Origin of the sequence: Pseudomonas sp. V98_8 (genome assembly GCF_029967975.1) — a bacterium.
Classification (GTDB): Bacteria; Pseudomonadota; Gammaproteobacteria; order Pseudomonadales; family Pseudomonadaceae; genus Aquipseudomonas; species Aquipseudomonas umsongensis.
On record NZ_JASCAE010000083.1, the window covers coordinates 22,185 to 44,824 of the forward strand.

Consider the following 22,640-nt stretch of genomic DNA (forward strand, 5'->3'; position numbering starts at 1 on the left):
AAAGGGTTATGAGCACGAAAATCATCAGCCTGGTGTCCATCGGCGCCCACCCGACTTCCGGTCGACCACGTCGCGCGGAACAGGATGCACGGGCGGTGGAGCTGGGCTTGCAGCTGGCTGGGGATAACTTGCAGGTGCTGCACGCCGGCGACGTTGGCGAACCGGCCTTGCGCGCCTACCTGGGCATGGGGCTGGAACAATTGCATGTGCTTGAACAACCGCAAGGCGCCGATGCGCTGCCGGCGTTGACCGCTTATTTGCGCGATGCCGGGGCACAGGTGGTCCTGACCGGCAGCCAGGCGGAGACCGGCGAGGGCTCGGGCATGCTGCCGTTCCTGCTGGCCGAAGGCCTTGGTTGGCCGCTGGTGGTGGGGTTGGCGCAGGTCGAGTCCATCGATGGCGGTTCGGCGCTGGTGTTGCAAGCCTTGCCGCGCGGTCAGCGGCGTCGCTTGAAGGTGCGGTTGCCGTTTCTCGCTACAGTGGATAACGCCGCGCCCAAGCCTCGGCAGAGCGCCTACGGCCCGGCCCGGCGCGGGGTACTGCAGGCCAATGATGTGGAAGTCATCGACGACGAATTGCTGGCAGTCGCTACCCTGCAACCGGCCAAGCCACGGCCGAAGCGCTTGAAGGTAATCAAGGCCAAGAGCGGCGCCGATCGCATGAAGGCCGCAACGGCGAAAGCCAGTGGTGGTGGCGGGCAAGTGCTCAAGGGCGTGACGGCGCAGGCGGGGGCTGAAGCCATCCTTAAGTTGCTGATCGAAGAAGGTGTGGTCCGCTAGCGGTCCATTTGGGGGCAGGTCAATGGCAGTTGAATTTCGTTCGGCAGTGCGCGCGGATGCGCGCGAGATTGCGCGTTTGTTCCAGATTTCATCGGAAGGTGCTGCAGATTATATCTGGAGCCAGATAGCAGAACCTGGGCAGGATCTGCTGGATGTAGGGGCGCTGCGTTACGCCCGTGACGATGTGGATTTTTCCTGGCAGAACTGCCTGATCGCCGAAGCCGAAGGTAAAGTCATTGGCATGCTGCACAGCTACGTGATGCGTCACGATCCGTTCGCAGCCCCGGTGACCGACCCGGTGCTGGCGCCGTACGCCAGGATGGAAATCCCCGACACCCTTTATATTTCCAGCCTGGCGCTGCATGAAGGCTGGCGCAACCAGGGACTGGGCAAGCAGTTCCTTGCCTACGCCTACGACCGCGCGAACCGGCTTGGGCTCAATGGCTTGAGCTTGATCGACTACGCGGCGAACACCGGCGCCCGTCGGTTTTACGAGCGTCATGGCTTCCGTATTGTCGATACCTGCCAGATCACGCCGCATCCGATGATTCGGGTCACCGGGGAAGCCTATTTGATGTATCGGCCTTAGTGGGCTCCTGCTGGCGGATAAAACTAGCAGAGCTGCTAGTGTTGGCGGAACGGGCAGTTTGGTAGGGTATTTAATAGTTAATACCCACTTTCTCCGCAGGGTTGGGCTGTGGTTCCGACTTCGAATCAGGCATGTCGCTGCGGGTTAATAACGCCTTTCTGAGGACGCAGCGGAAAATGCACATTTCACGCCAGCCCCAGCCCTTAGCTCGCTCCCCAGCAGCCAATCCGCGGTCTTCCCAAACGTTTTTGCTGGCGACTGACCTGCAACAAAGCGTACTCGCCGAGTTGGACCGCAGCAGTCCGAACCACTTCTTGTATTCCCCGTATGGCCTGCAAAGTGGCGAGAGTCTTGCCAGAGGGCGCTTGGGTTTCAACGGGCAACTCAAAGAAAACCCTACCTGTTGGTATCACTTGGGCAATGGGTATCGGGTCTATAACCCAGTGGTGATGCGGTTTCACAGTCCTGATAGGTTAAGCCCGTTTGATAAGGGAGGGTTGAACGCCTATGTCTATTGCATGGGGGACCCGGTCAACTACACGGATCCGACGGGTCAATATCTATCGGCTATTTTTCAGGTTGTTCAGCGAGGCCTGCTTATAGCGCTGCATACCGTCATCCCGGCGGGCATGGTGTTCGGGCCCAAAGTTTCCGGTGTCGCGTTGCATGCCACGCGATTCAGCCTGCTTGGTTCTGTCGGCACTGCTGCCGGTGCGGCCATCAGTGTGGCTGGAAACCCAATCGGAACGTACATCTCCGCCGCAGGTACCACAGCTCTGTTAGCCGGCGCTGTGACGCGTGGCGCTGTTGCGGTGAAGACGGCCTATCAGAAAAACGTACTGTGGAAAACCGTCAGGGATAACGTCAAAAACATTGTGGGCTGGTCTGATTCGGCGAAGGTCGTTAAACCGCCTGCTCAGCCGAATGTGGTCCTGAATGTGGACCTCCCGATTACGATCAATATTCCTACACCGGAAATGCCCGCCCCGCCAGCGGTTGACGCTCGGAAGATCAGAGAATAATCGAGCTTCGTTGAGCTACATTTCATTGAGCGCTGTTAGGGTAGACACGGCTCTACGGAGTTTTCTGAGGTCCTGCCATTCCACCTTCGTTTTTGCTGGGCTGGCGTGCGGTCAATCCGCATCAATAAGGATTGACCTGTTTACCCACAATCCCTGTTAGCGCTTCTGTGGATAACATGTTCGCCCCTTGCTCCGCCCCATAAAAACCGTGGCCTTGAAGTCTTAGATCAAAAAATAACCAGGATAAGTAGCGATTTTCCAACGCTTTTTTATCAGGTGCAGGCCCATACTTGCCCCCAATCTCTGTTGGCGCTTCTGTGGATAAGATGTTTGCTTACTGCTGAGGGCCTTATAAATAGCGGCTTTCAGGATTCTGGTTAAAAATTGATCAAAGAGAGGTTTTTAACGGTTATCCCCTGCGCAAACCCGCGAAAATCGTGGCTTTCAGCGCTTTTCCACAGAGGCGCAAGAGTTGCCCCCAAAGTCTGTTGGCGCTTCTGTGGATAAGGTGTTCGCGATCCGCTGCAGGCCACGTGTATCGTGCGTTTCAGAAGTTTGATTAATAATTGATCAGCTGCCATGGAAAACCCGTGTTCTGGATAAGTCACGGATTTTCTTTGGCTTTTGTGGAAAAAATTTTCAACAATTCCACAGTTGTCCCCATTTGCTGTGGGTGGAGTTGTGGATAACTTGTTTGCGGAAGGCTGGGAGGCACGCGCGGTATAGCTCTGAACGAAATAGATCATATTTCGTACAGTGCTAAATAGGTGGTTTGGATATGAGTTCGTGAGCGAACCCGCCCTTGTAGGAGCGAGCATGCTCGCGATGAACGTCAACGATAACGTTGGCAACCTGACACCCAGCGGCGTTCTCAGGTTCATCGCGAGCATGCTCGCTCCTACAGGGGGGGGCGTGGGCGTTAGCCCTGGACAGGGACGCCTTTGAGGTACGACGCAGGTTCGGCGCCCAAGTTGCTCAGCAGGCGCTCACTGTACCAATCCACGAAGTTCACCACGCCGAACTCGTAAGTCTTGGAGTACGGGCCTGGCTGGTATGCCGTGGAGTTGATGCCGCGCTGGTTCTCTTCGGCCAGGCGACGGTCCTGGTCGTTGGTGGCGTCCCAGACCTGGCGCATGCGGTCCACGTCGTAATCCACACCTTCAACGGCGTCCTTGTGCACGATCCACTTGGTGGTGACCATGGTTTCCTGCGCGCTGATCGGCCACACGGTGAACACGATGATGTGGTCGCCCATGCAGTGGTTCCACGAGTGTGGCAGGTGCAGGATGCGCATCGAGCCCAGGTCCGGGTTCTTGATGCGGCCCATGAGTTTGGCGCAGCCTTGTTTGCCGTCCAGGGTCATCGACACCGTGCCCTTGAGCAACGGCATGCGCACGATACGGTTACGCAGGCCGAAGCTGGCGTGGGCGTAAGGGATCTTCTCGGCTTCCCAGGCAGCGGCGGAGGCGGCCACGTGGTCCTTGAACGCCTGGTCGGCGCGTGGGTCGGTGACGTCGTCCCATTCCAGCAGGGTTTTCAGCAGCTCCGGGTGCGAGGCATTGCAGTGGTAGCACTCGCGGTTGTTCTCTAGCACAAGCTTCCAGTTGGCCTTTTCCATCAAGGTGGTGGTAATCGCCACCTTGGTGTTTTCCATGTCGTACGGTTCCATGTAATGGCTGAGCGTCGACAGGAAGTCATCAATGGCTGGCGGATTCTCCGACAGGCTGATGAAGATGTAACCACCGGCGGTCTTCACGTTCACCGGCTTCAGGCCGTACTGCTTCATGTCGAAATCGGCGCCCATTTCGGTGCCGGCGAACAGCAGGCGACCGTCGAGTTCGTAGGTCCACTGGTGGTAATGGCAGACCAGTTTGGCGACCTTGCCTTTTTCGCTGGTGCACAGGCGCGAACCACGGTGGCGGCAGACGTTATGGAAGGCATGCACCACGCCCTCCGCACCGCGAATCACGATAATCGGGTTTTTGCCCACTTGCAGGGTCAGGTAGTTGCCCTTGGCTGGGATTTCGCAGGTCATACCGGCGATCAACCACTCTTTCTGGAAGATTTCCTGCATGTCGATATCAAACAGGCGCTCGTCAGAGTAGAAAGGCTGCGGCAGCGAGAACGTGCGCTCGCGCTCTTGCAGCATCTGCGCGGTGGCCTTGCGTGCGGGTTCCAGCGGATCGCCCAGGCTCAGGGTAGTAGTGACGTCCATCGTTTAATCCTCAAAGGCCATCTGCGTGGCCGGCGAAAGTGGCTGATCAGGTGTACTGCTAAGGGTGCTACGCAAGGTGTAGAGATTGTGTCTTGGTATGGGGCGAGTGTGGGGCCGGCGCTGGCCAGAACCTTATCCATGGGCGACATGGTGCAATCTGTTCCCGACGCGCAAGCCCCGGTCGTTGGGGGCTGGTCGCGATAAGCATGTGAATGTCGCAGATAGGTAAATGGCTATTTCGCGCTATACGCAGAATCGCCAACATGAAGGCCGACAGTCGGCCGTGGAGATCAGCATGTCCAACAGCTTCCTGAACCCGGTAACCACCCAGACCTGGGCCAATGGTCGGCACATCGTCCGTTGTGTCAAAGTCATCCAGGAAACCTGGGATGTGCGCACCTTCTGCTTCATGGCCGACCAGCCGATCATGTTCTTCTTCAAGCCGGGGCAGTTCGTCACCCTGGAGCTGGAAATCGAAGGCCAGCAGATCATGCGTTCGTACACCATTTCCAGCTCGCCGTCGGTGCCGTACAGCTTTTCGGTGACCATCAAGCGAGTGCCGGGCGGCAAGGTTTCCAACTGGCTGCACGATACCTTGCACGAAGGCCAGGAGCTGGCGGTACACGGGCCGGTCGGCCTGTTCAACGCCATGGATTTCACTGCGCCAAAGGTGCTTTACCTCAGCGGCGGCGTTGGTATCACGCCGGTCATGTCCATGGCGCGCTGGTTCTACGACACCAACGGCAATGTCGACATGGTGTTTATCCACAGCGCCCGTTCGCCCAAGGACATCATTTACCACCGCGAGCTGGAGCACATGGCGTCGCGGATCGACAACTTCAGCCTGCACCTGATCTGCGAGAAGCACGGTATGGGTGAGCCTTGGGCCGGCTATCGCGGTTACCTCAACCACAGAATGCTTGAATTGATGGCGCCGGATTTCCTGGAGCGGGAAGTATTTTGCTGCGGTCCGACACCGTATATGAATGCGGTCAAGCGTCTGCTGGAAGCCGCCGGATTCGACATGAAGCGTTATCACGAGGAATCCTTCGGCGCGACGCCGCCAGAGGCGCGTGCCGACGCTGTGGAACACGCTGAACAGGCGGCCGAAGCACCGGAAGTCGATGCGGCCGATCTGCATCAAGTGGAGTTCATCACTTCGGGCAAAAGCATTCGCGTGGCGCCTGGCGAGACCGTTCATGCTGCCGCGGCCAAGGTTGGCCTGTTGATCCCGAAAGCCTGCGGCATGGGCATCTGCGGCACCTGCAAGGTGCTGAAGCTGGGAGGTGAAGTGGAGATGGAGCACAACGGCGGGATCACCGAGGAAGACGAAGCCGAAGGGTACATCCTGTCGTGCTGCAGTGTGCCTAAGGGCGATGTGCGCATCGAGTTCTGATCTCGCTCACTATGATCGTTCCCACGCTCTGCGTGGGAATGCCTCTCGGGACGCTCCGCGTTCCTGCTTCGCCGCCAGTGTGGAGTCGAACATCGTTGTGACGCAGAGCGTCACGAGCTGCGTTCCCACGCAGAGCGTGGGAACGCTCATTACGGGTTAGTGGGACATCACTTCCCGAATGTCCCGCGCCAATTCCCGTACGCGTTCTTCTTCGGTATCCCACGAGCACATGAAGCGTGCGCCGCCGTTGCCGATGAAGGTGTAGAACCGCCAGCCCTTGGCGGTCAGCGCGGCGATGGCCGGTTCCGACAGTTGCAGGAACACGCCGTTGGCCTGCACCGGGAACATCAGTTCCACTCCGGGAATGTCGCTCACCAGTTCAGCCAGCAATTGCGCGCAGCTGTTGGCGTGGCGCGCGTATTTGAGCCAGGCTTCGTTTTCCAGGATGCCGACCCAGGGTGCCGAGAGGAAGCGCATTTTCGACGCCAGTTGCCCAGCCTGTTTGCAGCGGTAATCGAAGTCTTCAGCCAGCTTATGGTTGAAGAACAGAATCGCTTCTCCCACCGCCATGCCGTTTTTAGTACCGCCGAAACACAGCACATCAACACCGGCCTTCCAGGTCAGATCCGCTGGCGTACACCCGAGAAACGCGCAGGCGTTGGAGAACCGTGCGCCGTCCATGTGCAGGTTCAAGCCCAGCTCCTTGCAGGTGGCACTGATGGCACGGATTTCGTCCGGGGTGTAGACGCTGCCGACCTCGGTGGCCTGGGTCAGGGTCACGACGCGGGGTTTGGGGTAGTGAATGTCTTGGCGCTTGAGGGCGACTTCACGGATCGATTCCGGCGTCAGTTTGCCGTTTTCGGTGCGGGCGATCAGCAACTTGGAGCCGTTGGAGAAGAATTCCGGGGCGCCACATTCGTCGGTTTCGACGTGGGCTGTTTCCGAGCAGATCACGCTGTGGTAACTCTGGCACAACGACGACAAGGCCAGCGAGTTGGCGGCGGTGCCGTTGAAGGCGAAGAACACTTCGCAGTCGGTTTCGAACAATTTGCGGAAACCGTCGGACGCGCGGGCGGTCCATTCGTCGTCGCCGTAAGCGCGCTGGTGGCCATGGTTGGCCTGCTCCATGGCAGCCCAGGCTTCAGGGCAAATGCCAGAGTAGTTGTCGCTGGCGAATTGTTGGCTCTTATCGGTCATGGCCTGCTTCCGTGGTCGGGGCGCTTATGGTGAAGCGCCTCGTGGTCGATGATGGTGCGCACTGTACCGAAGATCGTTCGGGAGGCGCACGGGATGTCACTGTCAGAACATTACAAGGATGTCGGGCAATTATGCACACGGCTACACACTTAAAGCAGCGCGACCGTGCACTGGATTTACTCAAGTGGCTGGCGCTTTTGAGCATGGTGCTCGATCACCTGCGATATATAGGTTACTCCGCCGATTGGCTGTATGTGCCGGGGCGCTTGGCGTTCCCGTGGTTTTGCCTGGCGATGGCGATCAATCTGGCGCGCAAGCCGGCGGTGGAGACCAGCGGACAGTGGCGCTATCTGGGTTGGTTACTGATGTTTAGCGCAGTGAGTGAAATTCCCTACCGAATGTTCATTCCCGGCCCCGACACGTTGAATGTGATGCCCACGCTGGCACTCGGTCTGCTGGTGGTGCGCGGCTGGCAGGACCGGACCCTGCAGGCGCGTCTGGTGGCGGCCGGCGCCGTCGTGCTGGCGGCACTGTTTGCGCCCCAACTGATGTTCGGATTCTTCGGCGTGATGTTGCCGCTGGCGCTGCTGCTGGTGATCCGCCGTCCCTGGTATTTCGCGCTGTTGCCGGGAGTGGTGTGCCTGGCGGCCAACCAATGGCAGGTGCTTTATTACTCCGTTCGACAGGGTAATGAGGTGGCGATGGCGGCCATTGCCACTTGCCTGATTGCGCCATGGCTGGGGCTGTTCCTGTTGCGACACGCCAGTGACGTAAAACCACCGCCGATGCGGCGCTGGGCGTATGCGTTGTATCCCGTGCATTTCCTGGTGTTGCTAATTGTCCGTCAGATCGCCGCATAACCCTGTGGGAGCGAGCTTGCTCGCGAAGAGGGCGTGTCAGGCGACATCCATGTTGCTGGCCCACCGCTTTCGCGAGCAAGCCCGCTCCCACAGGGGGTCGTATCGGTCTTGCGACTGTGTTCGGCATGTCCATTTCCCGCCATGTCGTAAACGCACCTTTGCGTGGCGCGCGTAGGCATTTGACGACTCGAAGCCGGTCATACCATCGCTATCAAAGGGCACTGCCGAAAAGCCAGTGCCTCACCGAGACGAATGGCGCAGTGCCGCCGCTGGGAGAGACGCGATGTTCAGCAAGCAAGACCAGATCCAGGGTTACGACGATGCACTGCTGGCGGCGATGAATGCCGAGGAGCAACGCCAGGAAGATCACATCGAGCTGATCGCGTCAGAGAACTACACCAGCAAACGCGTGATGGAAGCGCAAGGCAGCGGCCTGACCAACAAATACGCCGAAGGCTATCCGGGCAAGCGCTACTACGGTGGCTGCGAGCACGTGGACAAGGTTGAAGCCCTGGCCATCGAACGCGCCAAGCAGCTGTTCGGTGCCGACTACGCCAACGTGCAGCCGCACTCCGGTTCCTCGGCCAACAGCGCCGTGTACCTGGCCCTGCTGAACGCCGGCGACACCATTCTCGGCATGAGCCTGGCCCACGGTGGTCACCTGACCCACGGTGCGAAAGTGTCGTCCTCGGGCAAGCTGTACAACGCCGTGCAGTACGGCATCGACACCAAGACCGGCCTGATCGACTACGACGAAGTCGAGCGCCTGGCCGTCGAGTGCAAGCCGAAGATGATCGTCGCCGGCTTCTCGGCCTACTCCAAGACCCTCGACTTCCCACGTTTCCGTCAGATCGCTGACAAAGTCGGTGCGCTGCTGTTCGTCGACATGGCCCACGTTGCCGGCCTGGTCGCCGCAGGCCTCTACCCGAACCCGCTGCCTTATGCCGACGTGGTCACCACCACCACCCACAAGACCCTGCGCGGTCCACGTGGCGGGTTGATCCTGGCCAAGTCCAACGAAGAAATCGAGAAGAAGCTCAACGCTGCAGTGTTCCCCGGTGCCCAGGGTGGCCCGCTGATGCACGTGATCGCCGGTAAGGCGGTGTGCTTCAAGGAAGCGCTGGAACCAGGCTTCAAGGCCTACCAGCAACAAGTGATCGACAACGCCCAGGCCATGGCCGGCGTGTTTATCAAACGCGGCTACGATGTAGTGTCCGGCGGCACCGACAACCACCTGTTCCTGGTCAGCCTGATCCGTCAGGGCCTCACCGGCAAAGAGGCGGATGCAGCCCTCGGTCGCGCCCACATCACCGTGAACAAGAACGCTGTCCCGAACGATCCACAGTCGCCGTTCGTGACCTCCGGCCTGCGTATCGGCACCCCGGCGGTGACCACTCGCGGCTTCAAGGTGACCCAGTGCGTGACGCTGGCCGGCTGGATCTGCGACATCCTCGACAACCTCGGCGATGCCGACGTCGAGGCCAATGTTGCGCAGCAAGTGTCGGCTCTGTGCGCGGACTTCCCGGTTTATCGCTGAGTGCGGTTTTGGAGTAAATGACTATGCAACGCTACTCGGGCTTCGGCCTCTTCAAACACTCTCTCAGCCACCATGAAAACTGGCAGCGCATGTGGCGCACGCCGACCCCGAAAAAGGTCTACGACGTGGTCATCGTCGGCGGTGGCGGTCATGGCCTGGCAACGGCCTACTACCTGGCCAAGGAACACGGCATCACTAACGTGGCCGTGGTCGAGAAAGGCTGGCTGGGCGGCGGTAACACCGCGCGCAACACCACCATCGTTCGCTCCAACTACCTGTGGGACGAGTCGGCGCACCTGTACGAACACGCAATGAAACTGTGGGAAGGCCTGTCCCAGGACCTGAACTACAACGTGATGTTCTCCCAGCGCGGCGTCTACAACCTGTGCCACACCCTGCAGGACATCCGTGATTCCGAGCGTCGGGTCAGCGCCAACCGCCTCAACGGCGTGGACGGCGAGCTGCTCGATGCCAAGCAAGTGGCCGATGAGATCCCGTACCTCGACTGCTCGAAAAACACCCGCTACCCGGTGATGGGCGCAACCGTCCAGCGTCGCGGCGGCGTGGCCCGTCACGATGCCGTGGCCTGGGGCTTTGCCCGTGCCGCCGACGCACTGGGCGTGGACCTGATCCAGCAGACCGAAGTGATTGGCTTTCGCAAGGAAAACGGCGTGTGCATCGGCGTGGAAACCAACAAGGGCTTCATCGGTGCCAAGCGCGTCGGCGTAGTGACCGCCGGTAACTCCGGGCACATGGCCAAGCTGGCCGGTTTCCGTCTGCCGATCGAATCCCACCCGCTGCAAGCACTGGTGTCCGAGCCGATCAAGCCGATTATCGACAGCGTGATCATGTCCAACGCCGTACACGGCTACATCAGCCAGTCCGACAAAGGCGACCTGGTGATCGGCGCCGGTATCGATGGTTACAACGGCTATGGCCAGCGTGGTTCGTACCCGGTGATCGAGCACACCATCCAGGCCATCGTCGAGATGTTCCCGGTCTTGTCCCGCGTACGCATGAACCGTCAGTGGGGCGGCATCGTCGACACCACGCCGGATGCGTGCCCGATCATTTCGAAAACCCCGGTCCCGAACATGTTCTTCAACTGCGGTTGGGGTACCGGTGGCTTCAAGGCAACACCTGGCTCGGGCAACGTGTTTGCCGCAAGCCTGGCCAAGGGTGAAATGCACCCGTTGGCCGCACCATTCTCCATCGACCGTTTCCACAACGGTGCGTTGATCGATGAACACGGCGCTGCTGCGGTTGCCCACTAACAGGAGAAATCCCCATGTTGCATATCTTCTGTCCTCACTGCGGCGAACTGCGCTCCGAAGAGGAATTCCACGCATCCGGCCAGGCGCACATCCCGCGCCCACTGGACCCCAACAGCTGCACCGACGAGGAGTGGGGCGACTACATGTTCTTCCGCGATAACCCTCGCGGTTTGCACCACGAGCTGTGGGATCACGTTGCCGGTTGCCGCCAGTACTTCAACGTCACCCGCGACACCGTGACCTACGAGATTCTCGAAACCTACAAGATCGGCACCAAGCCACAATTCACTGACAAGACCGATAGCCCGAAAGCGGCCACCACGGCTCTGGGAGAGAAGGTATGAGCCAGATCAATCGCCTGTCCAGCGGCGGACGGATCGACCGCAACAAAGTCCTGACATTCACCTTCAACGGTCAGAGCTACAAAGGCTTTGAAGGCGACTCCCTGGCCGCAGCACTGCTGGCTAACGGCGTCGACATCATCGGTCGCAGCTTCAAGTATTCCCGTCCGCGCGGCATCTTCGCCGCCGGTGCCGAAGAGCCGAACGCGGTGCTGCAGATCGGTGCCACCGAAGCCACGCAAATCCCGAACGTGCGCGCCACGCAACAAGCGCTGTACCAGGGCCTGGTCGCCACCAGCACCAACGGCTGGCCAAGCGTGAACAACGACATGATGGGGATTCTCGGCAAGGTCGGCGGCAAGCTGATGCCACCGGGTTTCTACTACAAAACCTTCATGTACCCGCAATCGTTCTGGATGACCTACGAGAAGTACATCCGCAAGGCAGCCGGTCTTGGTCGCTCGCCGACCGAGAACGATCCGGACACCTACGACTACATGAACCAGCACTGCGACGTGCTGATCGTCGGCGCCGGCCCTGCAGGCCTGGCCGCTGCCCTGGCGGCTGCGCGTAGCGGTGCCCGGGTGATCCTGGCGGACGAACAGGAAGAGTTCGGCGGCAGCCTGCTCGACTCCCGCGAAAGCCTCGACGGCAAGCCTGCGACCGAGTGGGTCGCCAGCGTCATCGCCGAGCTGAAGAACACCCCGGACGTGCTGCTGTTGCCGCGCGCCACGGTCAACGGCTACCACGACCACAACTTCCTGACCATTCACGAACGCCTCACCGATCACCTCGGCGACCGCGCGCCGATTGGCCAGGTACGTCAGCGCATCCACCGTGTTCGCGCCAAGCGTGTCGTGCTGGCGACCGGCGCTCACGAGCGTCCATTGGTCTACGGCAACAACGACGTGCCGGGCAACATGCTGGCCGGTGCCGTCTCGACTTATGTGCGCCGCTACGGTGTAGCACCGGGCAAGAAGCTGGTGCTGTCGACCAATAACGACCACGCCTATCGCGTGGCCCTGGACTGGCTCGATGCCGGCCTGCAAGTGGTGGCCGTCGCCGACGCCCGCAGCAACCCGCGCGGTGCGCTGGTGGAAGAAGCACGCGCCAAGGGCATCCGCATCCTCACCGGCAGCGCCGTGATCGAGGCCCGTGGCACCAAGCACGTGACCGCAGCCCGCGTGGCCGCGATCGATGTCAAAGGCCACAAAGTCACCAGCCCTGGTGAATGGCTCGACTGCGACATCGTCGCCAGTTCCGGCGGTTACAGCCCGGTGGTTCACCTGGCCTCGCACCTGGGCGGCAAGCCGATCTGGCGCGAAGATATCCTTGGTTTCGTACCGGGCGAAGCACCGCAGAAACGTGTATGCGTCGGTGGCATCAACGGCGTCTACGGCCTCGGCGATTCCCTGGCTGACGGTTTTGAAGGCGGTGTTCGCGCTGCCAGCGAAGCCGGTTTCGGTGCGGTCGAAGCGACCTTGCCAAAAGCCCTGACCCGTCTGGAAGAGCCGACCCTGGCACTGTTCCAGGTGCCGCACGAAAAGAACACCGCACGGGCGCCGAAGCAATTCGTCGACCTGCAGAACGACGTCACCGCCGCCGCCATCGAACTGGCGACCCGCGAGGGCTTCGAGTCGGTCGAGCACGTCAAGCGCTATACCGCGCTGGGCTTCGGCACCGATCAGGGCAAGCTCGGCAACGTCAACGGCCTGGCCATTGCTGCCCGTTCGCTGAACGTGACCATCCCGCAGATGGGCACCACTATGTTCCGTCCAAACTACACGCCGGTGACCTTCGGCGCGGTAGCGGGTCGTCACTGTGGGCACATCTTCGAGCCAGTGCGCTACACCGCACTGCATCAGTGGCACCTGAAAAATGGCGCCGAGTTCGAAGATGTTGGCCAGTGGAAACGTCCATGGTACTTCCCGAAATCCGGTGAAGACATGCACGCGGCAGTCAAGCGCGAATGCAAAGCCGTGCGCGACAGCGTCGGCCTGCTGGACGCTTCGACCCTGGGCAAGATCGACATCCAGGGCCCGGATTCACGCGAGTTCCTCAACCGCATCTACACCAACGCCTGGACCAAGCTCGACGTGGGCAAGGCCCGCTACGGCCTGATGTGCAAAGAAGACGGCATGGTCTTCGACGACGGCGTAACCGCCTGCCTCGCCGACAACCATTTCGTGATGACCACCACCACTGGCGGCGCTGCACGCGTGCTGCAATGGCTGGAGATCTACCACCAGACCGAATGGCCGGACCTGAAGGTGTACTTCACTTCCGTGACCGATCACTGGGCAACCATGACCCTGTCCGGGCCGAACAGCCGCAAGCTGCTCAGCGAAGTCACCGACGCCGACCTGAGCAACGAAGCCTTCCCGTTCATGACCTGGAAAGAAGCCCTGGTCGGTGGCGTGCCGGCGCGGATTTTCCGGATTTCGTTTACCGGTGAGCTGTCGTACGAAGTCAACGTGCAAGCCGACTACGCCATGGGCGTGCTGGAAAAAATCGTCGACGCGGGCAAGAAGTACAACCTGACGCCGTACGGCACCGAAACCATGCACGTACTGCGGGCCGAGAAGGGCTTCATCATCGTCGGCCAGGACACTGACAGCTCGATGACCCCCGACGACTTGAACATGGGCTGGTGTGTCGGTCGCAACAAACCGTTCTCGTGGATCGGCTGGCGCGGGATGAACCGTGAAGACTGCGTGCGTGATCAGCGCAAGCAGTTGGTCGGCCTCAAGCCGATCGATCCGAACAAGTGGCTGCCGGAAGGTGCGCAACTGGTGTTCAACACCAAGCAAGCCATCCCGATGACCATGGTCGGTCACGTGACCTCCAGCTACTTGCACAACTCCCTGGGCTATTCGTTTGCCATGGGCGTGGTCAAGGGCGGCCTGAACCGCATGGGCGAACGTGTGTTCGCGCCACTGGCGGATGGCAGCGTGATCGAGGCGGAAATCGTTTCCTCGGTGTTCTTCGATCCGAAAGGCGAACGCCAGAACGTGTAAGCGGCTTCGGGGCCTGTGGGCGGGCAATTGCTGCGAGTCGTCTGATCGATTCGCGAGCAAGCCCGCTCCCACAGGGGAACGCGGTCAAATGTGGGAGCGGGCTTGCTCGCGAAGGCGACGGTAATGCCACCACAAGGGCCGGAACCAACAGAATTCAAGACAGGTGCTTTATGACCGCAGCCAATGTTTACCAACAACGCCCAACCAATGGGGCCAAGGCCGAGTCGTCGCTGCATCACGCCGACCTCGCCAGCCTGGTGGGCAAGGGTCGCAAGAACGCCGGCGTGACCGTGCGTGAGAAAAAACTCCTCGGTCACCTGACCATCCGTGGTGATGGCCACGACGCCGCATTTGCCGCGGGTGTGCACAAGGCCCTGGGCATCGAATTGCCGAGCGCGCTGACCGTTATCGTCAAAGGCGAGACCAGCCTGCAATGGATGGGGCCGGATGAGTGGCTGCTGATCGTGCCGACCGGCGAAGAATTCGCCGCCGAGCAAAAACTGCGCAAAGCGCTGGGCGACCTGCACATCCAGATCGTCAACGTCAGCGGTGGCCAGCAGATTCTCGAACTGAGCGGCCCGAACGTGCGCCAGGTATTGATGAAGTCCACCAGCTACGACGTGCACCCCAACAACTTCCCGGTGGGCAAAGCTGTCGGCACGGTGTTCGCCAAATCGCAACTGGTGATCCGTCACACCGCTGAAGACACCTGGGAGCTGCTGATTCGTCGCAGTTTCTCGGACTACTGGTGGTTGTGGTTGCAGGATGCGTCTGCCGAATACGGCCTTAGCGTTCAGGCTTGATTAGAGCCAGTCATGGAGGCGATCAACTGTGGGAGCGAGCAGGCTCGCTCCCACAAGATGCAGCTTTCGTTTATCGATGCCTCAGGAGTCACCGCACTATGAGCCGCGCCCCAGACACATGGATTTTGACCGCCGACTGCCCCAGCGTGCTCGGCACGGTGGACGCGGTGACCCGCTTTTTGTTCGAGCAGGGCTGCTATGTCACCGAACACCACTCCTTCGATGATCGCCTCTCGGGGCGTTTCTTCATTCGTGTGGAATTCCGTCAGCCGGAGGGTTTCGACGAACAGTCGTTTCGCGCAGGCCTGGCCGAACGCGGTGAATCCTTCGGCATGGTCTTCGAACTGACGCCGCCGCATTACCGGCCAAAAGTGGTGATCATGGTCTCCAAGGCCGATCACTGCCTCAACGATTTGCTCTACCGCCAACGCATCGGCCAATTATCGATGGACGTGGTCGCCGTGGTCTCCAACCACCCGGACCTCAAGCCGCTGGCCGACTGGCACCAGATCCCGTACTACCATTTCCCGCTGGACCCGAACGACAAACCGTCCCAGGAGCGTCAGGTCTTGCAGGTGATCGAGGAGTCCGGTGCCGAGTTGGTGATTCTTGCCCGCTACATGCAGGTGCTGTCGCCGGAGCTGTGCCGCAAACTCGACGGCAGGGCGATCAACATCCACCACTCCCTGCTGCCGGGTTTCAAGGGTGCCAAACCCTATCACCAGGCCTACAACAAAGGCGTGAAGCTGGTCGGTGCCACGGCGCACTACATCAACAACGACCTGGACGAAGGGCCGATCATCGCCCAGGGCGTCGAGGTGGTGGATCACAGTCATTACCCGGAAGACCTGATCGCCAAGGGGCGCGATATCGAAGGGCTGACATTGGCCCGGGCGGTGGGTTATCACATTGAGAGAAGAGTGTTCTTGAACGCCAATCGTACGGTCGTTCTTTAGATCGCCTTCGCTGGCAAGCCAGCTCCTACAGTTGACCGCGATCTCCTGTAGGAGCTGGCTTGCCAGCGAAGAGGCCATAACAGGCAATACAAGAAACAGCATCTGTACCCGAGCACTTAACGCGCTGCCTGATTGGGCAGTGCGGTTCCATAAAAACAACAGCGAGGTGAAAGCATGTCTGGCAATCGTGGTGTGGTGTATCTCGGCGCTGGCAAGGTCGAAGTACAGAAAATCGACTATCCGAAAATGCAGGACCCGCGCGGCAGGAAAATCAACCACGCCGTCATCCTGCGCGTGGTTTCCACCAATATCTGTGGTTCCGACCAGCACATGGTGCGCGGCCGTACCACTGCGCAAACCGGCCTGGTCCTGGGTCACGAGATCACCGGTGAAGTAATCGAGAAGGGCAGCGACGTCGAGAACCTGCAGATCGGCGACCTGGTATCCGTGCCGTTCAACGTGGCTTGCGGGCGCTGCCGTTCCTGCAAGGAAATGCACACCGGCGTGTGCCTGAGCGTTAACCCGGCACGTCCCGGTGGTGCTTATGGTTACGTCGACATGGGTGACTGGACCGGTGGCCAGGCTGAATACGCGATGGTGCCTTACGCCGACTTCAACCTGCTGAAACTGCCGGATCGCGATCGCGCGATGGAAAAAATCCGCGACCTGACCTGCCTCTCCGACATCCTGCCGACCGGCTACCACGGCGCAGTGACCGCCGGTGTTGGCCCAGGCAGCACGGTTTACATCGCCGGTGCCGGCCCTGTTGGCCTCGCGGCCGCGGCTTCCGCCCGCCTGCTGGGTGCGGCAGTGGTAGTTGTTGGTGACGTCAATACCGTGCGCCTGGCCCACGCCAAGGCCCAGGGTTTCGAAATCGCCGACCTGTCCCTGGACACCCCGCTGCACGAGCAAATCGCCGCACTGTTGGGCGAGCCAGAAGTGGATTGCGCCATCGACGCCGTAGGTTTCGAAGCCCGCGGCCACGGCCATGACGGCGTGAAGCACGAAGCTCCGGCCACCGTGCTCAACTCGCTGATGGGCGTAGTACGCGTAGCTGGCAAGATCGGCATCCCAGGTCTTTACGTCACCGAAGACCCGGGCGCCGTGGACGCCGCCGCGAAAATGGGCAGCCTGAGCATCCGCTTCGGTCTGGGCTGGGCCAAATCCCACAGTTTCCACACCGGTCAGACCCCGGTGATGAAGTACAACCGCCAGTTGATGCAGGCGATCATGTGGGATCGCATCAACATTGCCGAAGTGGTGGGTGTGCAGGTGATCAGCCTGGATCAGGCGCCTGAAGGGTATGGCGAGTTTGATGCGGGCGTGCCGAAGAAGTTTGTGATTGATCCGCATAAGTTGTTCAGTGCGGCGTAAACGCTGTATAGGTAAAAAAGGGCGATCTTGGATCGCCCTTTTTTTGTAAGTTGCATTTGCTCAATGCGCGTTTTTTAGAGCTGCGTGTGCACATCACTTTTTCGTTTGAAAATCTGATATTGCCGCAGGCTTCAGGGCTCCTTTGTGACGAACGGATGAGAAATGGATGCAGGCCTGAGGAACATGCCCGCGGCTGCCCGGTCAAACCGGCAGCTTTGCGCCCGAAAGCCGGGTGTTTTTTCTCGACGCAAGAGGATGTCTGAATGAAGATTTCACGCGGTTTTGTCCTGGCATCGCTCATGACCCTGGTGGTCAGCCCGGCTTTTGCACAATTCAGCCTGAGCGATGCAGCCAGTGCCATTTCCGGCATGAAGGGCAACGAGGCCACGGAGGCGGCGCCGACCTCTGAGACAGCAGACCTGCTGGGCGCGCTGACCCAATTGAACATCACGCCAGAGCAAGCCGTCGGCGGCGCCGGGGCGATGCTTGGGTTGGCGAAGAATCAGCTGAGTTCGACCGATTATTCGGAGCTGGCCAAAAGCGTGCCGGGCATCGACATTCTCTCGGGTGGGGGAGAGCTGGGGGCGCTCGCCGGTTTGCTCGGTTCGAGCGGCAAGGCCGCAGGGCTGGATAACGCCCTGGGCAACGTCAAGGACACCAATGACCTGAACAACGCCTTCAGCGCCCTGGGCATGGACACCGGCATGATCGGGATGTTTACCCCGGTGATCCTGCAGTACCTAGGTCAACAAGGCGTCGGCGGTTCCCTGCTAAGTAGCTTGGGCAGCATCTGGGGCACAGGCACAGGCACAGGCTTCGGCACCAGCACCGGTAGCTGACTCAGCGACTCTCGGCGCGCAAATTGTCGATACGCCGGTCCTTCTCGATCCAGAGCTGGTTGACCCAGTTCTGGATTTTTTCGCGAAACAGCGGATCGTTTTCGTAATCGCCCTGGCACAGCTCCGGGTCGAGTTCGCGGGTCTTGATGTCGACGATGACCCTCGGCACCTTACCGCTGATCAAGTCCCAGAACCCCGGGATCGCCTGCTGCGGATACACCACAGTCACGTCCAGCACCGCATCCAGTTGTTCACCCATCGCCGCCAGCACAAACGCCACGCCACCGGCCTTGGGCTTGAGCAAGTGAGTGAACGGCGACTGCTGCTGAACGCTTTTGGCGGTGGTAAAACGGGTGCCTTCCAGATAATTGACCACCGTCACCGGTTGGCGCTTGAACAACTCGCAAGCTTGCCGGGTAATCTGCAGATCCTTGCCAGCCAGTTCCGGGTGTTTCGCCAGGAACGCCTTGCTGTAGCGCTTCATGAACGGGTAATCCAGCGCCCACCACGCCAGGCCGAGGAACGGCACCCAGATCAGTTCTTTCTTGAGAAAGAATTTGAAGAAGGGTGTGCGTCGGTTCAGCGTCTGGATCAGCGCCGGGATATCGACCCAGGACTGATGATTGCTGATCACCAGATACGAAGTGTCACGGCGCAGATCGTCGCCGCCGCGAATATCCCATCGCGTGGGGATGCACAGGCGAAAGATCAGCTTGTCGATTTCCGACCAGGTCTCGGCAATCCACATCACCACCCAGGACGCGTAATCGCGCAAACGGCCGGGCAGGACCAGCTTGAGCAGGGCAAACACCATCAAGGGGCCGATCAGGACCAGGGTGTTGAGCAACAGCAGCAATGTAACGAAACAGCCGGTGAGCAGGCGGCGCATAAAGAACTCTTGGAAGCGTTTGGGCGCGCCATGATAAGCAGCTTCGGGCGGCAGGCCAAATCGCCGGTGACGAATGTTTCACCTTTGACGCGCTAACCTCCTGACACCGATCGTTCCCGCGCTCTGCGTGGGAATGCAGCCCGGGACGCTCTGCGTCCCAAATCAGGGGCCGAACGCGAAGCGTACGTTGAGGCAATCCTTTGCGGCGCGTGGGAACGATCTATTCAACAACGGTCTAAAATTGCGCTGCCCACCCTCAAGGACTCCCAGTACGTGAAATCCCTTCTTGCACTGCTTTCACTCATCGCCCTACCGGTCATGGCTGCCGAGCCGACCCTGTACGGTCGCTACGAATACATCGCGCTACCGGAAATCGGCGGCGAAGTCCTCAAGGCCAAGATGGACACCGGCGCCCTGACCGCGTCGCTGTCGGCCAAGGACATCGAAACCTTCACCCGCGACGGCGAAGACTGGGTGCGCTTCCGCCTCGCCACGAAGGATGCGAGCAATAAGGTTTACGAACACAAGGTCGCGCGCATCAGCAAGATCAAGACCCGTTCCGAAGAGGACGAGGATGACAGCGAAGTGATCGCGCCCACCAAGCGACCGGTGGTCGATCTGGAATTGTGCCTGGGCAATGTGAAACGCACGGTCGAGGTCAATTTGACGGATCGCAGTAGCTTCAATTACCCATTGTTGATCGGCGCCAAGGCGTTGCGCGAGTTTGGCGCGGCGGTGAATCCGGCTCGCAGGTTTACGGCGGACAAGCCGGATTGTTGATTGACAATGTTCATTTATTCTCTTGAGTCTTTTAAGGCGATCTTATAGTTGATGGTATTTATGTGAGTTGTCTTATGGATGAGTTTGCGATTGCTGGTCGTTGCCTTCTTTGAATTTTCTGGAGGTGTTCTATATGGTTTTTTTGTGTTTGGAAGTACATTGCTTGTGAATGGAGTTCCACGACTGCACGATCTTTATGCGAGGTGGGATTTATGACGGTTGGAAATTGAATGAAATGATCCCGAAAGTTTTTAACTGCTGTCGCCTTTTCCTGGGAGTCTGGCATTTGATCAAGTAATTGTTTTGTTTTGTCTTTTAATATATCGTTGTTTTCCTTGATAATGTTGGTGTATTTATTGATTTTTTCAACGCTTTTGCCGTTCAGATCCAGCCTGGAGGCTTTGTCGCCGAGTTGATAGCCTAGCGTTTGTTTTTTGTAGAGCATCCCCTGTTGCATATTCGCAATTCTGGCAGCGGTGTCTATTGTTTTTTTACTGATAGTAGGAACTTTTGCTAAAGATTTTGACGGTCGGACGAAGGGTAAAAGTGCCCAAAATGAATGCCCTGTTGGATCTACTCTATTAATGGGATCTCCAGAACAATAAGCATACGCATTGATCCCTCCCTCCCCAAACGGACTCCAACTATCCGGACTGTTAGATCGCATCAACACCGGATTGAACTGCCGATACCCTTTCCCCAGATGATAATGCCCGGTGAATCGGTCCGGAAGTTCGCCATTGAACCCAAGTAGGCTGAGAAAACCGTTATCCCATGGACGGTGGCCATAGGGTGAGTAGGCGAGGGGATGGGCTTGATTCGTTGCGTGGGCGTTCAGCACCGACTGCTGTTGATCGGTTGCCAACAGTATCGTTTTACGTGAAGGATTAGTCATTGATTGAGCTCCGAGCAATGTCCAAAAGCTGTTCCTTGAGCATCGATCCTTTTTCAGCCATTGCCTACTTGCAGAACAGATAGGCCATGGTGCAACAATCAATAGCCCAATGCTGCCGAATCAAAGTACATCTGTCCCCTTGTTTCTACTTATTCTAAAACGCTTCAGCGGCGAATCTCCCTTACGCCGCCAGCAACTTTTTTGAACATCACGTTTTCACGAGTGCTTGTACTTTCCTGATTTAGAGACATCTGAAATTTTTTCTGCAAAGCTGAAAACTCAGGTGAGGATTGGTCGAATCTACCGGAGACGGTCTCCATAAGTCGACGCTCCAAAGCAGCCGGCTCTCCAATATTCTTACCTTTTGTGCTCGAACGCAGTTTGTGAAAATCAGACAGTGTCAGATTAGGAAGAGTGCTTTCGGGGCGTCGTGCGGCTGCCTTGATTTTGATATTGTCATAGCCTTTGGAGCTCTTAAAAGGTTTTATATAGATGTTATAATCAATGCCCCCTAACCGCTGATAAGCCTGGCCGGGCTTATAGGTTCCTACAAGATTTGAACCGCTGCCAATTAGGGTGCCAGCGTTCGATACCTCAGGTACTTGACTTGCTATTGAGGCACCCGCGCGACTGGCCACTGTCTGCGATATGTTTTGTGCACCTTTAGCCGCGGACTGTTTCATAAGCCCGAGTCCCCTCAGGGCGGATTTGATAAAGACAGGTGTGTGTCCTGTGGAGTCGCTGCCAGTTATCGGATTCCCGAAGCAGTACCCATACGCATTCAACCCCCCCTCCTCAAACGGGCTCCAACTATCCGGGCAATGAAACCGCATCAACACCGGATTGAACTGCCGATACCCATTGCCCAAATGATAATGTCCAGTCTCCGGATCTGGCGGTTGGCCATTGAAGCCGGGCAGGCTGAGCAAACAGCTTACGAGTGGGCGATGGCCGTAGGGGGTGTAGGAGAGGGGATGGGCTCGCCCCGAGTCGCGTGCATTCAACACCGATTGCTGTTGATCGGTTGCCAGCAGAATCGTAATGCGTGACTGTGTGGGCATGGCTCGAACTCCGCTCAAGGTCCATATGGCTGGACCTTAAGCATCGGCGCTTTATCCATTCTTGACCACTATTAGAACTGCTAGGGTGGTTATCTGGATAGGGATCACACTTTAGGCATCGTCGCCAACATCGAAGGCCTTTGACTCACCTCGAAATACCACGCCGCCAACTGCGGATTCGCTTCGCGCCAGTCCAGATCCGGATGGCGCAAATCCAGATACCCCAACGCACAGGCCACACCGATCGCGGCGATGTCGAAATGGCTGGCCAGCTCGGCCATCGCGTCTTTTTCCAGCAACGCCAGGGCACGGCGGATTTTGTCGCGCTGGCCGTCGAGCCATTGGTCCCAGTGTTTTTCCGGGGCGCGCAGGGCGATTTCGTAGCGCACCAGTACCGCGGCGTCCATGATGCCGTCGGCCAGGGAGGCGAGTGTCAGGCGCCGCCAGCGGGCCGAGCCTTCGCGGGGGATCAGCGGGTTGCCGACGTGCTGGTGATCCAGATAGTCGAGGATCACCCGGCTGTCGTGGATGATGCTGCCATCGGCCAGGCGCAGGGCGGGGATCTTGCTCAAGGGGTTGTCGTCGATCAGGGTCTGGTCCGGATCAACCGGTGTGAGCACGCAATTCTGTAGGGCAACGCGGTCCTGTTGACCTGTTTCGTGCAAGAGCACCATGACTTTGCGGACGAAGGGGGAGAGGGGGTTGTGGTACAGGGTCATGCTCGGGGTAGACATGGCAGTGACTCGGTTGATGGTGGCGGTGTCACGCAGCATAACGTGTGGCGGCGAGAGCTCAAGATCACATTCAATGGTGGGA

Annotated in this window: 21 protein-coding genes and 1 pseudogene; 14 read left to right on the plus strand and 8 right to left on the minus strand. The window is 59.0% G+C overall.

Features of this window, described 5'->3' with window-relative positions:
* The first annotated feature begins 8 nt into the window (after nt 1-8).
* The 3 genes from QLG10_RS25245 to QLG10_RS25255 all read left to right on the plus strand — a co-directional run bounded on the left by QLG10_RS25245 (nt 9) and on the right by QLG10_RS25255 (nt 2,390).
* The gene (locus QLG10_RS25245; protein WP_110750426.1) at nt 9-779 is read left to right on the plus strand and encodes an electron transfer flavoprotein subunit beta; all 771 of its coding nucleotides are present in this window, start codon (nt 9-11) and stop codon (nt 777-779) included.
* Between the two features lie 22 nt (nt 780-801).
* Nucleotides 802-1,368, plus strand: coding sequence for a GNAT family N-acetyltransferase (locus QLG10_RS25250; protein ID WP_110750428.1), 567 nt, complete (start codon nt 802-804; stop codon nt 1,366-1,368).
* A 176-nt stretch (nt 1,369-1,544) separates the two neighbouring features.
* The gene (locus QLG10_RS25255; protein WP_282488222.1) at nt 1,545-2,390 is read left to right on the plus strand and encodes an RHS repeat-associated core domain-containing protein; all 846 of its coding nucleotides are present in this window, start codon (nt 1,545-1,547) and stop codon (nt 2,388-2,390) included.
* A 377-nt stretch (nt 2,391-2,767) separates the two neighbouring features.
* Here QLG10_RS25255 and QLG10_RS25260 read toward each other — a convergent pair whose 3' ends face one another.
* Nucleotides 2,768-3,280 (minus strand): hypothetical protein, encoded by a 513-nt coding sequence (locus QLG10_RS25260; RefSeq protein ID WP_188263477.1) that lies wholly within the window; start codon nt 3,278-3,280, stop codon nt 2,768-2,770.
* A 29-nt stretch (nt 3,281-3,309) separates the two neighbouring features.
* On the minus strand, nt 3,310-4,605 hold the full coding sequence (gene gbcA / locus QLG10_RS25265) for a glycine-betaine demethylase subunit GbcA (RefSeq protein WP_110750432.1): 1,296 nt from the start codon (nt 4,603-4,605) through the stop codon (nt 3,310-3,312).
* 295 nt (nt 4,606-4,900) lie between these two features.
* Between gbcA and gbcB the strand changes: the two genes are divergently transcribed.
* A complete protein-coding gene (gbcB, locus tag QLG10_RS25270; RefSeq protein WP_188263478.1) occupies nt 4,901-6,001 on the plus strand; it encodes a glycine-betaine demethylase subunit GbcB in 1,101 nt (366 codons plus the stop codon).
* 156 nt (nt 6,002-6,157) lie between these two features.
* On the opposite strand, the gene QLG10_RS25275 is transcribed toward gbcB, so the two are convergent.
* Nucleotides 6,158-7,198 carry a low specificity L-threonine aldolase gene (locus tag QLG10_RS25275; protein WP_282488223.1) on the minus strand — a complete coding sequence of 347 codons (1,041 nt, stop codon included), beginning with the start codon at nt 7,196-7,198 and terminating at the stop codon, nt 6,158-6,160.
* Nucleotides 7,199-7,329: 131 nt separating this feature from the next.
* Here QLG10_RS25275 and QLG10_RS25280 point away from each other — a divergent pair, with 131 nt between their 5' ends.
* The 9 genes from QLG10_RS25280 (at nt 7,330) to QLG10_RS25320 (ending at nt 18,199) form a co-directional block, all read left to right on the plus strand.
* Entirely contained in the window at nt 7,330-8,058 is a 729-nt protein-coding gene (locus tag QLG10_RS25280; protein WP_110750438.1) for a TraX family protein, read from the plus strand.
* Between the two features lie 283 nt (nt 8,059-8,341).
* Nucleotides 8,342-9,595, plus strand: coding sequence for a serine hydroxymethyltransferase (gene glyA / locus QLG10_RS25285; RefSeq protein WP_110750440.1), 1,254 nt, complete (start codon nt 8,342-8,344; stop codon nt 9,593-9,595).
* 23 nt (nt 9,596-9,618) lie between these two features.
* On the plus strand, nt 9,619-10,869 hold the full coding sequence (locus QLG10_RS25290) for a sarcosine oxidase subunit beta (RefSeq protein WP_007980419.1): 1,251 nt from the start codon (nt 9,619-9,621) through the stop codon (nt 10,867-10,869).
* A 14-nt stretch (nt 10,870-10,883) separates the two neighbouring features.
* Nucleotides 10,884-11,213 carry a sarcosine oxidase subunit delta gene (locus QLG10_RS25295; protein ID WP_008057118.1) on the plus strand — a complete coding sequence of 110 codons (330 nt, stop codon included), beginning with the start codon at nt 10,884-10,886 and terminating at the stop codon, nt 11,211-11,213.
* Nucleotides 11,210-14,227, plus strand: coding sequence for a sarcosine oxidase subunit alpha (locus QLG10_RS25300; protein ID WP_110750442.1), 3,018 nt, complete (start codon nt 11,210-11,212; stop codon nt 14,225-14,227). The genes QLG10_RS25295 and QLG10_RS25300 overlap by 4 nt, the downstream gene beginning before the upstream one ends.
* Nucleotides 14,228-14,397: 170 nt before the next feature.
* Complete coding sequence (gene soxG / locus QLG10_RS25305) at nt 14,398-15,030, plus strand: sarcosine oxidase subunit gamma family protein (RefSeq protein ID WP_282488224.1); 633 nt, start codon at nt 14,398-14,400, stop codon at nt 15,028-15,030.
* A 98-nt stretch (nt 15,031-15,128) separates the two neighbouring features.
* Nucleotides 15,129-15,986 (plus strand): formyltetrahydrofolate deformylase, encoded by an 858-nt coding sequence (purU, locus tag QLG10_RS25310; RefSeq protein WP_110750444.1) that lies wholly within the window; start codon nt 15,129-15,131, stop codon nt 15,984-15,986.
* A gap of 174 nt (nt 15,987-16,160) precedes the next feature.
* Entirely contained in the window at nt 16,161-17,360 is a 1,200-nt protein-coding gene (fdhA, locus tag QLG10_RS25315) for a formaldehyde dehydrogenase, glutathione-independent (RefSeq protein ID WP_282488225.1), read from the plus strand.
* A 263-nt stretch (nt 17,361-17,623) separates the two neighbouring features.
* A complete protein-coding gene (locus QLG10_RS25320; protein WP_282488226.1) occupies nt 17,624-18,199 on the plus strand; it encodes a DUF2780 domain-containing protein in 576 nt (191 codons plus the stop codon).
* Nucleotide 18,200: 1 nt separating this feature from the next.
* Here the strand turns inward: QLG10_RS25320 and QLG10_RS25325 are convergent, their stop codons facing one another.
* Nucleotides 18,201-19,088, minus strand: a complete 888-nt coding sequence (locus QLG10_RS25325) for an acyltransferase (RefSeq protein WP_110750448.1) — start codon at nt 19,086-19,088, stop codon at nt 18,201-18,203.
* 273 nt (nt 19,089-19,361) lie between these two features.
* Here QLG10_RS25325 and QLG10_RS25330 point away from each other — a divergent pair, with 273 nt between their 5' ends.
* Nucleotides 19,362-19,868 (plus strand): ATP-dependent zinc protease, encoded by a 507-nt coding sequence (locus tag QLG10_RS25330; RefSeq protein WP_110750450.1) that lies wholly within the window; start codon nt 19,362-19,364, stop codon nt 19,866-19,868.
* Between the two features lie 58 nt (nt 19,869-19,926).
* Here the strand turns inward: QLG10_RS25330 and QLG10_RS25335 are convergent, their stop codons facing one another.
* The 4 genes and pseudogenes from QLG10_RS25335 to QLG10_RS25350 form a co-directional block, all read right to left on the minus strand.
* Nucleotides 19,927-20,763: an RHS repeat-associated core domain-containing protein gene (locus tag QLG10_RS25335; RefSeq protein WP_110750452.1), complete on the minus strand. Its 837-nt coding sequence runs from the start codon at nt 20,761-20,763 to the stop codon at nt 19,927-19,929.
* Between the two features lie 164 nt (nt 20,764-20,927).
* Nucleotides 20,928-21,446, minus strand: coding sequence for a hypothetical protein (locus QLG10_RS25340; RefSeq protein WP_282488232.1), 519 nt, complete (start codon nt 21,444-21,446; stop codon nt 20,928-20,930).
* A 27-nt stretch (nt 21,447-21,473) separates the two neighbouring features.
* Nucleotides 21,474-21,800, minus strand: a pseudogene (locus QLG10_RS25345) (RHS repeat-associated core domain-containing protein); the annotation flags it as partial.
* Nucleotides 21,801-21,928: 128 nt separating this feature from the next.
* Entirely contained in the window at nt 21,929-22,558 is a 630-nt protein-coding gene (locus tag QLG10_RS25350; protein ID WP_110750513.1) for a glutathione S-transferase, read from the minus strand.
* Nucleotides 22,559-22,640 lie beyond the last annotated feature (82 nt).

Bases quoted from the DNA above. Each gene is read 5' to 3' on its own strand.
- QLG10_RS25340 (WP_282488232.1), bottom strand. From the start codon at position 21,446: ATGAAACAGTCCGCGGCTAAAGGTGCACAAAACATATCGCAGACAGTG.
- QLG10_RS25295 (WP_008057118.1), top strand. From the start codon at position 10,884: ATGTTGCATATCTTCTGTCCTCACTGCGGCGAACTGCGCTCCGAAGAG.
- QLG10_RS25280 (WP_110750438.1), top strand. From the start codon at position 7,330: ATGCACACGGCTACACACTTAAAGCAGCGCGACCGTGCACTGGATTTA.
- QLG10_RS25260 (WP_188263477.1), bottom strand. From the start codon at position 3,280: ATGCTCGCGATGAACCTGAGAACGCCGCTGGGTGTCAGGTTGCCAACG.
- QLG10_RS25350 (WP_110750513.1), bottom strand. From the start codon at position 22,558: ATGTCTACCCCGAGCATGACCCTGTACCACAACCCCCTCTCCCCCTTC.
- QLG10_RS25320 (WP_282488226.1), top strand. From the start codon at position 17,624: ATGAAGATTTCACGCGGTTTTGTCCTGGCATCGCTCATGACCCTGGTG.
- QLG10_RS25255 (WP_282488222.1), top strand. From the start codon at position 1,545: ATGCACATTTCACGCCAGCCCCAGCCCTTAGCTCGCTCCCCAGCAGCC.
- QLG10_RS25335 (WP_110750452.1), bottom strand. From the start codon at position 20,763: ATGACTAATCCTTCACGTAAAACGATACTGTTGGCAACCGATCAACAG.
- gbcB (WP_188263478.1), top strand. From the start codon at position 4,901: ATGTCCAACAGCTTCCTGAACCCGGTAACCACCCAGACCTGGGCCAAT.
- purU (WP_110750444.1), top strand. From the start codon at position 15,129: ATGAGCCGCGCCCCAGACACATGGATTTTGACCGCCGACTGCCCCAGC.
- fdhA (WP_282488225.1), top strand. From the start codon at position 16,161: ATGTCTGGCAATCGTGGTGTGGTGTATCTCGGCGCTGGCAAGGTCGAA.
- QLG10_RS25325 (WP_110750448.1), bottom strand. From the start codon at position 19,088: ATGCGCCGCCTGCTCACCGGCTGTTTCGTTACATTGCTGCTGTTGCTC.
- QLG10_RS25245 (WP_110750426.1), top strand. From the start codon at position 9: ATGAGCACGAAAATCATCAGCCTGGTGTCCATCGGCGCCCACCCGACT.
- QLG10_RS25300 (WP_110750442.1), top strand. From the start codon at position 11,210: ATGAGCCAGATCAATCGCCTGTCCAGCGGCGGACGGATCGACCGCAAC.
- glyA (WP_110750440.1), top strand. From the start codon at position 8,342: ATGTTCAGCAAGCAAGACCAGATCCAGGGTTACGACGATGCACTGCTG.
- gbcA (WP_110750432.1), bottom strand. From the start codon at position 4,605: ATGGACGTCACTACTACCCTGAGCCTGGGCGATCCGCTGGAACCCGCA.
- QLG10_RS25250 (WP_110750428.1), top strand. From the start codon at position 802: ATGGCAGTTGAATTTCGTTCGGCAGTGCGCGCGGATGCGCGCGAGATT.
- QLG10_RS25275 (WP_282488223.1), bottom strand. From the start codon at position 7,198: ATGACCGATAAGAGCCAACAATTCGCCAGCGACAACTACTCTGGCATT.
- soxG (WP_282488224.1), top strand. From the start codon at position 14,398: ATGACCGCAGCCAATGTTTACCAACAACGCCCAACCAATGGGGCCAAG.
- QLG10_RS25290 (WP_007980419.1), top strand. From the start codon at position 9,619: ATGCAACGCTACTCGGGCTTCGGCCTCTTCAAACACTCTCTCAGCCAC.